The organism is Shewanella hanedai, from assembly GCF_007197645.1.
Classification (GTDB): Bacteria; Pseudomonadota; Gammaproteobacteria; order Enterobacterales; family Shewanellaceae; genus Shewanella; species Shewanella hanedai.
Window position 1 is genome coordinate 1 of record NZ_VKGK01000038.1, and the last position, 13,450, is coordinate 13,450.

General features: G+C 43.6%; 13 protein-coding genes and 1 pseudogene. 2 read left to right on the top strand and 12 right to left on the bottom strand.

What is annotated here, in order from left to right:
• Positions 1–126: 126 nt before the first annotated feature.
• Positions 127–405, bottom strand: coding sequence for a helix-hairpin-helix domain-containing protein (locus tag FN961_RS21810; protein WP_144042286.1), 279 nt, complete (start codon positions 403–405; stop codon positions 127–129).
• Between the two features lie 265 nt (positions 406–670).
• On the opposite strand from FN961_RS21810, the pseudogene FN961_RS21815 reads away from it, so the two are divergent.
• A pseudogene (locus tag FN961_RS21815) lies at positions 671–865 on the top strand (IS4 family transposase); the annotation flags it as partial.
• Here FN961_RS21815 and FN961_RS21820 read toward each other — a convergent pair.
• Positions 864–1,349, bottom strand: a complete 486-nt coding sequence (locus tag FN961_RS21820; protein ID WP_144042287.1) for a MarR family winged helix-turn-helix transcriptional regulator — start codon at positions 1,347–1,349, stop codon at positions 864–866. The pseudogene FN961_RS21815 and the gene FN961_RS21820 sit on opposite strands and share 2 nt — an antisense overlap.
• A 132-nt stretch (positions 1,350–1,481) precedes the next feature.
• On the opposite strand from FN961_RS21820, the gene FN961_RS21825 reads away from it, so the two are divergent.
• Positions 1,482–2,387 carry an EamA family transporter gene (locus FN961_RS21825; RefSeq protein ID WP_144042288.1) on the top strand — a complete coding sequence of 302 codons (906 nt, stop codon included), beginning with the start codon at positions 1,482–1,484 and terminating at the stop codon, positions 2,385–2,387.
• Between the two features lie 496 nt (positions 2,388–2,883).
• Here FN961_RS21825 and FN961_RS21835 read toward each other — a convergent pair whose 3' ends face one another.
• The 10 genes from FN961_RS21835 to xdhC all read right to left on the bottom strand — a co-directional run bounded on the left by FN961_RS21835 (position 2,884) and on the right by xdhC (position 13,449).
• Positions 2,884–3,510 (bottom strand): TetR/AcrR family transcriptional regulator, encoded by a 627-nt coding sequence (locus tag FN961_RS21835; protein ID WP_229814782.1) that lies wholly within the window; start codon positions 3,508–3,510, stop codon positions 2,884–2,886.
• Between the two features lie 137 nt (positions 3,511–3,647).
• Entirely contained in the window at positions 3,648–5,861 is a 2,214-nt protein-coding gene (locus tag FN961_RS21840; RefSeq protein WP_144042289.1) for a malate synthase G, read from the bottom strand.
• Between the two features lie 86 nt (positions 5,862–5,947).
• Positions 5,948–7,144 (bottom strand): urate hydroxylase PuuD, encoded by a 1,197-nt coding sequence (locus FN961_RS21845; protein ID WP_144042290.1) that lies wholly within the window; start codon positions 7,142–7,144, stop codon positions 5,948–5,950.
• 63 nt (positions 7,145–7,207) lie between these two features.
• Positions 7,208–8,494 (bottom strand): guanine deaminase, encoded by a 1,287-nt coding sequence (gene guaD / locus FN961_RS21850; protein ID WP_144042291.1) that lies wholly within the window; start codon positions 8,492–8,494, stop codon positions 7,208–7,210.
• Between the two features lie 78 nt (positions 8,495–8,572).
• Positions 8,573–9,082 (bottom strand): ureidoglycolate lyase, encoded by a 510-nt coding sequence (locus tag FN961_RS21855; protein ID WP_308426237.1) that lies wholly within the window; start codon positions 9,080–9,082, stop codon positions 8,573–8,575.
• 18 nt (positions 9,083–9,100) lie between these two features.
• Positions 9,101–9,442 (bottom strand): hydroxyisourate hydrolase, encoded by a 342-nt coding sequence (gene uraH, locus FN961_RS21860; RefSeq protein WP_144042292.1) that lies wholly within the window; start codon positions 9,440–9,442, stop codon positions 9,101–9,103.
• Positions 9,443–9,465: 23 nt separating this feature from the next.
• A complete protein-coding gene (gene uraD, locus FN961_RS21865; RefSeq protein ID WP_144042293.1) occupies positions 9,466–9,966 on the bottom strand; it encodes a 2-oxo-4-hydroxy-4-carboxy-5-ureidoimidazoline decarboxylase in 501 nt (166 codons plus the stop codon).
• 10 nt (positions 9,967–9,976) lie between these two features.
• Positions 9,977–11,035: an allantoicase gene (gene alc / locus FN961_RS21870; RefSeq protein ID WP_229814781.1), complete on the bottom strand. Its 1,059-nt coding sequence runs from the start codon at positions 11,033–11,035 to the stop codon at positions 9,977–9,979.
• Between the two features lie 62 nt (positions 11,036–11,097).
• Complete coding sequence (gene allB, locus FN961_RS21875) at positions 11,098–12,465, bottom strand: allantoinase AllB (RefSeq protein WP_144042294.1); 1,368 nt, start codon at positions 12,463–12,465, stop codon at positions 11,098–11,100.
• Between the two features lie 78 nt (positions 12,466–12,543).
• Positions 12,544–13,449, bottom strand: a complete 906-nt coding sequence (gene xdhC / locus FN961_RS21880) for a xanthine dehydrogenase accessory protein XdhC (RefSeq protein WP_244950674.1) — start codon at positions 13,447–13,449, stop codon at positions 12,544–12,546.
• Between the last annotated feature and the right edge of the window lies 1 nt (position 13,450).

A 13,450-nucleotide genomic window follows, 5' to 3' on the forward strand; every position in this document is an offset into this window, starting at 1 on the left:
ATAGACCAAACTCTCGATCTGCTATTTGCTTAATAAAGAGTATTGATAACCCCACCATCGGGCTTGTTCAACACTTGGGATAAGGACGCGGCTTCGCGCGGCCTATCCTTATTTGTTAGCAATATACTACTCCATATAAAGTTTTCTTTCTTTTGTGAAGTGCCACCAAGGAAGCGAATCACCACCTTCCATATAAGATATTGCCGATAAGAAAACATCTATAATACAGTGATCTTGTTTGCAACCAAGTCTCGAACAATGTTGTCGATACAATTCATATGCATTTTTGCCAATGAGTTGTTTTGGATGATTTAATCCAATTCTTTCTAAATCAGCCGAAATAGCTTTACCAATATTTGGTAAATCGGTCATTTTTGAGATTTTATCGCGATCTGGTGATTTCATACTATATTGCTAACGCCCCAATCTAGGGAATCCCCTGATAATTTCTTTTATTTTCAAAAACTAGACACGCATGGTGCTATTTGATCTAATTAATTTCGCCAAAAACAAACAAGATAACAACACCATGCGCGATATTAAGATACTACATGATTCACTCGTAAATCAATGCCCACAAATTCATAATAAACACCTTAATTCTCTGATGGTTGCCACTGAATCACTACTTGATGGGAACCAACTATCTCTCACTCAGGCAGGCAGAAGCAGCAAAGAGCCTTGGTTGTTGGCAACCAACTTGCCACCATAGGCATTTACAGCTGCTAAAGTCACTCAGATATATGTCAATTGCATGCAAATTGAAGAAACATTTCGGGACTTGAAAAGTCCTCAATATGGCATGGGACTGAGGCACTGCAAGAGTCGGTGCCCTAGACGATTAGTTGTTTTATTACTTTTCGCTACTGCTCTGCTAACAGTATTTTTTTTAACAATTTTGCCAGCTGATCTTGTTCTTGACTGCTAAGTACGCTCAGCATGTTGTTCATATTAGCAACATGATCATTCAATGCCGTGTCCACCAACTCTATTCCCTTTTTAGTCAGAGTTACTTTACAGCTTCGTCTATCCTGTTCACTGGCAATACGCTGAACAAAACCTCTTTTCACCAATAGTTCAATACGCGTACTAACCGCGCCAGAGGAAAGCATCAGAGTCTGATATAACTCAGTAGGAGTGACAGCCGAATTACCACTGCGACGCATCGTAGCCAAAATATCAAACTCGATACTGCTAAGCCCATACTCTTGAAAAACTGGATCCAGCTTATTCTTCCATACACCACTGGTTTGACGTAATCGCCCGACAACCCCCATTGCAGAACAATCTAAGTCAGGTCTAACCGTGAGCCATTGAGCGAGGATTTTATCTACTTTGTCAGATGACATTTTTATCTCTCAAATGAATATCTTTTTAAAAAGATACTTGATTAAAGATTAAAACTCAATTACTTTCAATAAAGTAACTTTTGTAAAAGTCACTTTCCATAAAGGTAATAAACTAATTAGTCAGGGCGAATTATGAACAGGATCCAGCAAATTAAGATTATAGCGTTAACAGCAATTGCGCCTATTGTCTGGGGCAGTACTTATATAGTGACAACAGAGGCGCTTCCACCAGACAGTCCGCTTATTGCTTCAACAATACGAGCGCTACCAGCTGGTGTGCTACTGGTGCTTATTAGCCGAGCATGTCCTACTGGATTATGGTGGCGTCGTATGGCAGTGCTAGGTTTTCTAAACATCGGGTTATTTTTCTATTGTTTATTTTTCGCAGCAACCTATTTGCCAGGTGGAATGGCATCGATGGTGATGTCTATCCAGCCTCTTATTGTAATGATCATGAGTAGATATCTGCTGAATGCCGACTTCAAGTCACAACAGCTGGCAGCTAGTGGATTAGGTATTCTCGGTATTGGATTGCTGGTGTTAAACAGCTCAGCTGAACTTAATATCGAAGGTGTGTTGATCGCGATACTCGGAGCATTGAGCATGGGGTTAGGCGTGGTACTAACAAAAAGGTGGGGTCGTCCTACAGGCATGACAATGCTTGGGTTCACAGGTTGGCAATTGTTATTTGGCGGCATAATGTTGTTACCAGTCTCAATTTGGCTAGAAGGCGTTCCAACCCAACTTATGCCAATCAACTACTTTGGATATGGATATCTGAGCCTGATTGGTGCCATTTTAGGTTACTTTCTCTGGTTTCGCGGTATCGAAAAATTGCCTCCGGTAACGGTCTCTTTTCTCGGATTTCTAAGCAGTGTTTCAGCCTGTTTTCTTGGATATTTAATCCTAGGTCAAACACTAACTTGGGCACAATTACTTGGTGCCTTAGTCATTTTATTTTCAATTGTGCTGGCTGCGTCTCGCTCATCCCCACAAGCCAATCATCTACTACAACTTCAAACCACAAAAAGGAATTAATATGAAGATTACTATCGTATCTGGTAGTCAAAAGAGCGCATTCCCAAAGAACGCTCACTGAATCTCATTTTGACAAGGCAACGGTGCTCGACCTACACCAACTGAACCTATCGCCTTGAAATAAAGCTGTATAGCAAGACAATGAGGAGTGGAACAATGAAAACCTGTTCCTCAAATTATCAAGCAATCAGACGCCTCCAAGGAACAAATGGGGAATAGAGCTTACAAAGGCCATTTCTGTTCCATACAAAATCAAGCATTTCCTCCACTTATCCATAGGTATATGGGAAGAGTCTGGAACGCAATAGACCATGGAGATCAGACATCCATACCACCGTTAGCAGAAGTGCCTCAAAACAAGAGCGCACATACGACGTTTTTCACATCAGAGCACAGTGAAGGTATGACCTACAAGAAACAATCCAATACAAAGTCAGCAGAATATATCCAAACGAATCCCATCAAGCTTCATTTGAAGCCTTTGTGACATGCAAACCTAGTCTATCCCACATCCCTTGAGGATTATCTGTGTGAGCGAAGTGACCACATCTTCAAAATCCTCATCACTCATCGCCTCTTTGTCCAAAGCTGCCACTACTTGCACATTAAAGTCCGCATAGTGTTGGGTAGAACTCCAGATAAGAAACAGCAAATGGTGGGGATTAACCTTATCAATCAAGCCTTGCTCAATCCAAGCGTTAATGACATCGACTTGGCTTTGTAGCCAGGTTCCGAACCCCCCATAGAGGTAATCATTTAACACAGGTGCGCCATGGATGAGCTCACTGGCGAAGATTCTTGACGAGTCTGGATCATCTTTAGAATGCATAACTTTTGCACGAATATAGTCGCTAAGCGCCTGTTTAGGCGTTTTATCTACCGACAATGTATCGTAATCCCTGTTCCACACAGAGATGATGTTACTTAGCAGCTGTTGGTACAGATCCGTTTTATCTTGAAAATAATAATGGATGTTTGCTCTGGCAATATTAGCCCGCTCTGCAATTCGCTTAATTGATGCACCTTTAAAGCCATAGGTGACAAACTCTTTCTTAGCAGCATTGAAGATAACAGCTTTATTTTTTTGCCGAATATTGCCTTCTGAAGCTTTAGCTTTTACCACAATCACTTCCTGTAAGAGATGCAAAAAAGATAAAATCAGCAACATGAAACCATGCTGCTGATTATATTATTTAATTAGATAATAAAAGTGACCTACTTTCAACCATAAAAGAGGCTAGCTATCGTAAAGCTTTCACATTAATTAATCGCCTTCACTTCAACTCTTCGCTGGTGCAGTAGCGGCTCAGTATATCCACTAGGTTGAAACTTCCCTTTAAAAATCAGATCAACTGCCGCTAAAAATGCAATATTCGTTTCAAGGTTTTCAGCCATTGGTTGATACCTTACATCGGTGATATTTTGCATATCGACCACTTTGGCCATCCGGTGTAAAGATGCCATCACCTGATCACGGGTTAACAACCCATGGTGTAACCAGTTACAAATGTGCTGGCTAGATATGCGCAGTGTGGCTCTATCTTCCATACGCCCAACATCATGAATGTCCGGCACCTTTGAACAACCCGTGCCTTGATCTATCCAGCGAACCACGTAACCAAGCAAGCCTTGAATATTATTATCTAACTCATTTTGAATATCTTGTGGGCTTAGGCTATGTTGATTTTTCAACAGGGGGATGGTTAACAGTTCTGTTAACTGATTGTTTTCTATCTCAACTGCAAACTGCTGTAGCATCTTGTCTTGAACATCACTGACATTCACTTGGTGATAATGTAATACGTGCAGAGTCGCAGCCGTTGGTGACGGTACCCATGCACAGTTAGCACCAGATTGTGGGTGGCCTATTTTAGTCTTTACCATGGCAGACATCTGATCGGGTATCGCCCACATCCCTTTACCTATTTGTGCTTTGCCCTTAAAACCAGCCTGCAGACCAATACGTACATTGCGATTTTCATAAGCACTGATCCACTTTTCGTTTTTCATTAGCTCTTTTTGTGCCATAGGCCCAGCTTGCATACTCGTGTGGATCTCATCCCCCGTTCTGTCTAAAAAGCCAGTGTTGATAAAAGCGACACGGTCTTTACTGGCACGAATGCACTCTTTTAAGTTAACCGATGTACGGCGCTCTTCATCCATAATCCCCATCTTGATGGTATTGGTGGCTAAGCCTAAACTCTCTTCAATGCGCGTGAACAGCGCATTACTAAATGCCACTTCTTCAGGCCCATGCATTTTTGGTTTAACAATATAAATGCTACCTTGACGAGAATTTTTAAACCCAGAATGACCTTTTAAATCATGCAGTGAGATCAAGGTAGTCATTAACCCATCTAAAATGCCTTCCGGCACCTCTTGGTTGTCTAATGTGAGCACGGCATCATTTGTCATCAAGTGGCCAACGTTACGTACGAACAGCAGGCTACGCCCTGGCAGTACTAACTCTTGGTTGTCTAAGGCTTTGTAGTATCTGTCTGCATTAAGTTGCCTGGTGATCGATATGCCATTTTTCTCAAGAGTCTCTGTTAAGTCCCCTTTCATCAGACCAAGCCAATTACGATACACTGCGGTTTTGTCTTCAGCATCAACCGCTGAGATTGAGTCTTCACAATCTTGTATCACACTCAAAGCGGATTCTAGAATGATGTCAGCCACCGAGGCTGGATCTGTTTTTGCGACAGGCATACTGGGATCAATTTTAATCTCTATATGTAACCCATTATTTTTAAAAAGGAGCGCACTAGGGTTTTGTTCATCACCATTAAAACCAACCAGTTTATCTGGCTGTTGTAAGCTCACAAGCTCGCCCGATTGAAGGTTCACGACAAGTGCAGAGTTGGCAATTTGGTAGCTAACAACCTCGCCATGACTTCTATCTTGTAACGGAATCACCTCATCTAAAAACTGGCGCGCATAGGCCTGAACTTTTGCGCCCCTAACTGGATTATAGTGCCGAGTGATCCCCGCTCCGTTATCATCGCTAATCACATCGGTACCATAAAGTGCATCATATAAACTGCCCCAACGGGCATTGGCAGCATTGATAGCAAAACGTGCATTCATTAATGGCACCACAAGCTGTGGACCAGCCACTTTACCGACTTCATCGTCTACATAAGCGGTCGTGATAGAGAAGTCCTCCTTCTCTTCAACAATGTATCCAATATCAGTTAAAAATTGCTGGTACTTTGCTTGATCGATAACATCATTTCCCCCCTGATTGTTGCCAGCTTGCCCTTGAGCTAAGTGCCATGCGTCTATCTGCGTCTGAAACTTGATTCTCGTCGCTAATAGCTGCTCATTTTGAGGGGTGAATTCATTAAATAGGTTCGCCATTGATAGCCAAAAACCTTCAGCATCGATGCCCGTTCCTGGCAACACTTCATGCTCTACAAAATTGTATAAACACTCGGCAACTTTATACCCATTCTTTATGACTCGTTTATCCATATGTCGATTAACTACCCTAATTAATGATTGAGCAACATTGGTTATATACCCACATTGAAGAATGACTTATCGAACTAACTTCACTTTCACTGATGGCTAGTATTCGATAACCAAATGGCTAGCGTCGTGCGCTCTTCATCGGTCATTTCGGTTTTGTTCATAAACGGCATATCTTTAGCATCAATCACCCGTGCTTGTATGCGCGGTGCCCATTGCACAATACTGGCTTCATCTGAAAATATGATCCCCGCCGGCGCAATGGTAAACACATCATCAGTAGGCGCATCGGAATGACAGCTAGCGCAACGCGCCTCGATAATGTGCTTAATCTGTGTAAGGCCGACGGTTTGTTGCTTCTGCTCAGCACTCAATTCTTTAGAGACCGGTGCGATAACAAAGGCAAGCGCAATGGTGGCAACCACTGACCCGACAAGTATTAATGGTTTCTGCTTACCGAAATGACGTAATACAAAGTACTGGCGAACCGCAGCAGTAATGATAATGATGGCAATCAAGACTAACCAGTTTGCACCATGGTTATAGGTCATTGGGTAATGGTTTGAGATCATGATGAATATGATCGGTAACGTAATATAGGTATTATGTGTTGAACGTAGCTTAGCGTTTAACCCGTAAGCAGGATTTGGCGTTTTCCCCTCCTCAACGGCCTTCACTAAAGCGCGCTGTGACGGCATTATCCCAAAAAAAACATTACCCGCCATAATGGTGCCGATGATTGCACCAATGTGCATATAAGCACCACGAGCACTGAACACTTGGGTGAGTCCGTAAGATAATGCTGTGATAACCAGCATCAAGATGACACCCAGTACTAACCCGTGATCTTTAAGTTTGGTACGCACCAAAAACTCATAGCACCCCACACCAATGACAATTGAGCCCACACCAATAGCAATAGCTTGAAACTGTGTTAAATCAGCAACACGTCTATCAATAAGGTAGGAATCTGCGCCGACATAGAACATCAGCGATAACAGTAAAAAACCGGTTAACCACGTGGTGTATGCTTCCCACTTGAACCAATGTAAGTTGACTGGGATCTGCGGTGGCGCCAATTTATATTTAGCCACCTCATAAAAGCCTCCACCATGAATAGCCCAAAGATCACCACTCACCCCTTTATCGGCCTTCCATTGCGGTGGCTTTTCCAAATGGTTATCTAACCAAACAAAGTAAAATGATGCACCAATCCAGGCGATACCCGTGATCACATGTGCAAAACGAATAATTAAGTTTAACCATTCATTAATATAGGGATCCATAACCTTCCTCAATTCTTATAATTAGTTGTTGTACTCGTGCTTGTATTTGTAGCGCGCACGTATCTACACGCGTTCACCCATAATATGGGTGGCTTTGACATGGCGTTCGTCACCTAGCATGCTCAGGATGAAAAGCTTTTCAGACAAATTACGACAGTGTTGCATCCGGCGAGACATAAGCTCGGTAGCATGATAATCAAGGACGATAAAATCAGCCTCGGCCCCTTTGGTGAAATTACCGATTGTGCCTTCAAGATCTAAGGCGACTGCGCCGCCTAATGTGGCTAAGTAAAACGATTGGATCGGGCTCAATTTGTCAGCGCGAAGTTGCTGAGTTTTGTAACCTTCATTAAGCGTGCTTAACATCGAAAAAGTGGTACCAGCGCCGATATCAGTGCCGTACCCCACATTGACGTTATACTTTTGCGCCTGCTTAAGGTTAAAGAGCCCACTGCCGAGAAACAGATTTGAACTTGGGCAAAACGCAATAGCAGAGCCGGTTTCACCTAAACGCTCACATTCGCAATCATGAAGGTGAACTCCATGTGCAAAGACACTACGACGACCCAGCAGCTTATGTTGATCATAAACATCTAAATAACCATCATTGTCGGGAAACAACGCCTTAACCCAGGCGATTTCATCTTTGTTTTCACTGAGATGGGTGTGTATATAGACACTTGGGTTTTCTGCCAGTAACTGGCCAGCTTTTTGGAGTTGCTCAGCTGAACATGTGGGGGCAAACCTTGGCGTAATCGCATATTGCAATCTATCGACATCATGCCATTTTTCGATCAATGCTTTACTGTCGTCATAGCCAGTTTGCGCGGTATCCGATAGGTAATCAGGACAGTTTTGATCCATTAACACCTTGCCGCAGATCATGCGCAGCTTTTTCTGCTGAGCCACAGTAAAGAAAGCCTCAACCGACTCTTTGTGCACTGTTCCGAACACTAATGCAGTGGTGGTTCCGGCTGCAAGCAGTTGGGTTAAAAAGAACTCAGCAACTTTTTTACCATGTTCAAAATCTTCAAATTGACGCTCGAAAGGGAAAGTATAATTCTCTAACCATTCAAGCAGTTGCTCACCGTAAGAGGCGATCATCTCAGTTTGTGGATAATGCACATGAGTATCGATGAAGCCAGGCATTATCAGCCCGCTTTCATAATGGGTGATCTCAACACTCGGATCCAATGTGGACAGTAGCTCGCTCGCATCTCCAACCTGTTCAACCAACCCATCTTTGATAATTAACAGTCCATCATCAAAATGCTGGTAGCTCTCTTCTAGACAGCCTTTAGCTGGATCAGACAAAAAGTGCAGTAACTCTCCCCGGTATGCTTTCAACATTATCTTTTACCTTTTTTATCGTATCGCATCATTTGAATTCTTATTATCTAATTGCGATTTATCTGTTTTCAGTTCTAATTAGCTTTCAGCGATGATGAGCTTTCCATCTAAGACAAGCGCATCACAATTATCCCCTTCACCGCCTCTATCAATCACTAAAAAGTCGCTCTCATCAAGGGTTGCTAAACAGAAGTGATGCCAAGTTCCCTTGTGATAATTAACCCCTTGATCAGAGCTCGCGATAAAGACTTCAATTTTGTCGGCATCAAACTCACCAGCAGGTGCAACCACCACAATGTAGGGATTATTCCCCATGGGGATGAATGCCTGACTGCCATGGGGATGACGCTCCATCATCTTGATGGCTATCGGCAGCGCTAACGGCTTGGCACGGAAAATACTGATCAAGGTATGGCCGTTATCATCACTCACATCCACCTTAGCTAAATCATGATAACGCTGAGCAAGGCCATCATTTATCGACAGTATTGTTGCATCTGGCGTGGCCTCGATAACATCACCGAAAGCACTAAATCCCGCCGGCGTTAATGGTATTGGCGTAAGATACCGACATTTATCTGTCATCATATTTTCCATCCTATTCCCCTAGCTGCCTCGGTAAGTTGAATAACCAAACGCAGTTAACAACAATGGAATATGGTAATGGCTCTTACCTCCATCGAGTTCAAATACAATATCGACGTAGGGATAAAATCCTTTCTCTTTATTGGCTTCAAAATAAGTACTGGTGTCAAAATGCATTCGATACACCCCAGCATCAAGCACCTTGTCATCAGCCAATAACCCGCCAATTCGCCCATCTAGGTTAGTAATGCCTGACGCCAAGACTTGCCATTTACCTTCTACTTGAGCAAACAATGTAATGGGTAAATTTCGTGCGGGTTGCCCACGTGTCGTGTCTAAAACATGCGTTGTTATTTGGCTCATAAATTTTTACTCATCGTTTTTGCTTATATTAGTTTCTGTAAACGTAGCTGAAAAATTTTGCGTTGCTCTTCTGCTGCGTTCACCAGCTCAGTGATTTTGTCGTTAGGTAAGCGCTCAAGCAGCAAGCTCAACATCTGCTCAGCGCTCTTGCCTGTGGCGCACACAATAAAAATGAAACCGAACTTTTGAAGGTATTCAGCATTACCATCGGCTAAATCTTGTAAGACTTGCTCTGATGCCTGACTAACTGAGCTTTGCTCACCGCTGGCAAGGGCCTTTGTATTGGCATATTTTGCGCGTAAGGTATCAACATTGCCGATCTGTGGGTGGCCTTCAAACGCCTCTAACAGGTCATATTCTCCCAAGCTTCGCCAGATATCATCAGCCTTACTCGACAGTTCTTGGCCATTTGCAAAAGGCCTTGATGACACCATCATCTCAACCCAGTTTGATGCTGTACAACACTGCATAAACCCATGGGTTGCTTCAGCCTCTGACAGGCTATTTAACTCATCTAAATTCATATAACCCCCGTTAGTCTTTTCGCTTACCAAATAGACGCATGCGTGAGATACCACCATCAGGGAAAATATTGATCCGTACGTGGGTAAATGTTTGCTCACTCTTGACCAAGAGTTCATTGATGAACAGGTGCTCACGATGAGCAGCCAGTTTAGTGCGGCCGATAATCGGTTGCCAGTTAGCGTCTTGCTGACCGTTAGTGAAATCATCACTGCTTGATATCATTCCCTCTAACGAGAAAGTATCGGGGAAATTGCCTTTAAAGTGACACGTGTCGATCACCACTTTCTCAATGCTGCCCTGAGTTGCTAACTTAGCAATCAACCAATCTGGACCGGGATCGCGGCGACGTTTGGTTTCCCACCCATCTCCCATATTCACGCCACGGCCAGGTCTGATGAGGTTATTCTTATCACTGAAAAACATGTCACTGGCTAACAAAGCTTTGCCGCCATTTTTGATGTAAGCAAGATCGATTAATTCACCCGGAACGAAATGTTCCCAATTTACATCTGCTTCACCGTACACTCGGATACGCGCCACACCGCCATCAGGGAACATATTCAATCGAATGTGAGTCCATGCAGTATCATTGCTGATCTCGAAAATATTTTGGCTGTGAGCCTCTACTGCAGTTTGAGTTAGTACAGTATGCCAAACCGTTTTTGCACTTGGCTCAACTTCGCTTACACAGGCTTCAACTGATACCGATTCAGGTGCATTCCCGCGAAAATAGTTAGTATCGATATCCAGTCCATGGATCACGCCTTTAATGCCTAACTTGATCACACACCAGTCAAATTCACGACCGTTATCACGTCCATAACTACGACGAGACTCCCAGCCATCCATCCACTTACCACGCTCGGTAAACTTATCATCGATAAAGATGCCGCGACCGGGTTTGATCAGGTTTTCCATTTCAGCAAAAAAGTCATCACTGCATTTGAGCGTTTCGCCGCCCACGCCTTCATTGGCAAGATCGACATATTGAGATTTAAATTTGCGTTCAAGCTCAAGGGCTTCGCCTGTTAACTGATTCTGTTGTTGTGTATCAATATCTAGCATCATAACGTCGAAATCCTATTCTCTATTTAGTTGTGTTTTCGAATAACTTACCGAATTCTCTGCGGTTACAGCTTTCCCTTAAGTAACGGTCGTCCAACTGGCGCGTTGATAAATTCATCTTGCTGGTACACATGATGACCTCGCACATAAGTGTGTTGAACTTGCCCCGTGACTTGTCGGCCTGCGTAGGGGGTAATGTTGTGACGATGTTTGATCATCTCATTGGTGATGGTGTAGCTCACTTCAGGATCAAACACTAAAAAATCAGCGTGATACCCAGCGGTTATTTGGCCTTTAATGGAGTCTAAGCCAGCGAATTTGGCGGTTTTACTCGACATTAATCGTGCCAGATCCACTAATGTAAAACCGCGCTCTTTCGCTTCAGTCCAAATCAGTGGCAGACCAAACTGCAGGGCAGAAATACCGCCCCAGGCTTTTTCGATATCACCGTTGTCGATGTGTTTAAGTTCTGGCGTGCAAGGAGAGTGATCGGAGACAATAAAATCTAAACGCCCATCAGTGACCGCTTGCCATAGATGTTCACGATTGCTGTTCTCACGAATAGGCGGGCAACACTTAAATAGGGTTTTACCGTCAGGAATATTTTCTGACGCTATCGTTAAATAGTGGGGGCAAGTTTCAGCACTAAAGCGTAACCCCTCGCTTTTCGCGGTTGCAATCGATGCAAGCGCTTCATCAGATGAGAGATGGACGATATGTATTTTACAGTTATCCCCCAGCTCTTTGGACTCTCGAGCCATGTCCACCATCAGTGAAATCGCATCGTTTTCCCAACTTTTAGGGCGTGAGGCTAAAAAGCTGTTGTATTTATCACTAACAACCACGTCATTAAAACCACCGCAGTCAAGTTCAGCATGGATCAAGTAAGGCACATCGTGCTTAGCGAGGATCGGCATGGCTGCCCGAATATCTTTAGCTTCGACGTTCGGAAACTCAGGGATACCAGAGTCAATTAAAAACGATTTAACCCCTAATACACCCGCATTCAATAACTCGTCTAAATCATCGATATTTTGTGGGATCACCCCGCCCCAAAAACCGCAATCAACCCATAACTTGTCGTCAACTGAGTTCAACTTCTCTTCGAATGCCGCTTTGGTGGTTGTCACAGGAATGCAATTTAACGGCATGTCCACTAAGGCGGTAATACCACCAGCTGCAGCAGCTTGGGTTGCCGTGTTAAACCCTTCCCACTCAGTACGTCCAGGCTCATTAATGTGAACGTGAGAATCAACCAAGCCCGGCATAATCACCTTATCGGCATAATCGAAAACCTCGCACTCAAGCGCTGTACCATAAGGGTGGACAGCATGAATAAGCTCACCTTTAACTTCGACACAGGCGGCCATCATTTTACTGGTGCCTTTGTCCGTTATTACTACGTTTTTACTCTGTAGGCCAAAATGTGTCACCTTTACGGCTCCTATAAAATGAATCAAGACTCTTAAAAAAATCAATAACTAAATAGATCAATGACGGCAATGAGAAAGCTAGTCTGCGTTAAGTAATTCTTTAAACTCTTTCCAAAAAATGCCCTTTTGTGACGCTGGAGTAGACTTTGATTTGAGCTGTGTCGAATCAACCTCTAATGCTTGGTTTTGTTCTGCTAACGCTTTTTGTTCGCTTTGATATAAATTCACTATTTCACCCGCGACAGAGATAGCGACCTCCATGGGTAACTTACCCCCAACTTCAGCAAGCCCAATCGGGCAGCTCATACGCGCGACTTGCAGTGGGTCGACCTCTCGATGCTTGTAACGCTGTTGAAAACGGCGCCATTTGGTGTCTGATGCAATCAAACCTAAATAGCAAAAATCACCCCGTTTCAACACTGCTTGGGAGATCTCAAAATCCATTTGGTGATTGTGGGTCATGACCACGAAATAACTGTTTTTATGCATATTAGCCACTTCATATTCAGGCTCATCGCTGACTAACTTTGTCACATTGGGGTAAGTTTCGACGTGGCTAGGAAACTGTTCTTCCCGACAATCGACCCAAGTCACATGACAGGGAAGTTCAGCTAAGATGGAAATCAAAGCCTTACCAACATGGCCGGCACCAAACACCATGATGTTGACGCCTACAGCCGCGAAACACTCGAACAGCACACTCGCGTTCCCACCACAACATTGGCCTAAATTACTCGCCAGTTGAAAATGCTCAAGATGTTGATCACTTTTACCTTTATCCAGCATGATTCGGGCATGTTTAGTCGCTTTATGCTCAAGATGACCACCGCCAATGGTGTCAAACATCTCATCTTGGCTTATTACCATTTTGGTGCCGCTGTTTCTTGGCGTTGAACCGGAGACACCCACTAATGTCACTAAGACATAGGCCTTACCTTGCTGACTTAATTGATTAGCTGCGCCGCTCCAGTTCATCGTCATCATC

Bases quoted from the DNA above. Each gene is read 5' to 3' on its own strand.
- FN961_RS21810 (WP_144042286.1), bottom strand. From the start codon at position 405: ATGAAATCACCAGATCGCGATAAAATCTCAAAAATGACCGATTTACCA.
- FN961_RS21820 (WP_144042287.1), bottom strand. From the start codon at position 1,349: ATGTCATCTGACAAAGTAGATAAAATCCTCGCTCAATGGCTCACGGTT.
- FN961_RS21825 (WP_144042288.1), top strand. From the start codon at position 1,482: ATGAACAGGATCCAGCAAATTAAGATTATAGCGTTAACAGCAATTGCG.
- FN961_RS21840 (WP_144042289.1), bottom strand. From the start codon at position 5,861: ATGGATAAACGAGTCATAAAGAATGGGTATAAAGTTGCCGAGTGTTTA.
- FN961_RS21845 (WP_144042290.1), bottom strand. From the start codon at position 7,144: ATGGATCCCTATATTAATGAATGGTTAAACTTAATTATTCGTTTTGCA.
- guaD (WP_144042291.1), bottom strand. From the start codon at position 8,494: ATGTTGAAAGCATACCGGGGAGAGTTACTGCACTTTTTGTCTGATCCA.
- FN961_RS21855 (WP_308426237.1), bottom strand. From the start codon at position 9,082: ATGATGACAGATAAATGTCGGTATCTTACGCCAATACCATTAACGCCG.
- uraH (WP_144042292.1), bottom strand. From the start codon at position 9,442: ATGAGCCAAATAACAACGCATGTTTTAGACACGACACGTGGGCAACCC.
- uraD (WP_144042293.1), bottom strand. From the start codon at position 9,966: ATGAATTTAGATGAGTTAAATAGCCTGTCAGAGGCTGAAGCAACCCAT.
- alc (WP_229814781.1), bottom strand. From the start codon at position 11,035: ATGATGCTAGATATTGATACACAACAACAGAATCAGTTAACAGGCGAA.
- xdhC (WP_244950674.1), bottom strand. From the start codon at position 13,449: ATGATGACGATGAACTGGAGCGGCGCAGCTAATCAATTAAGTCAGCAA.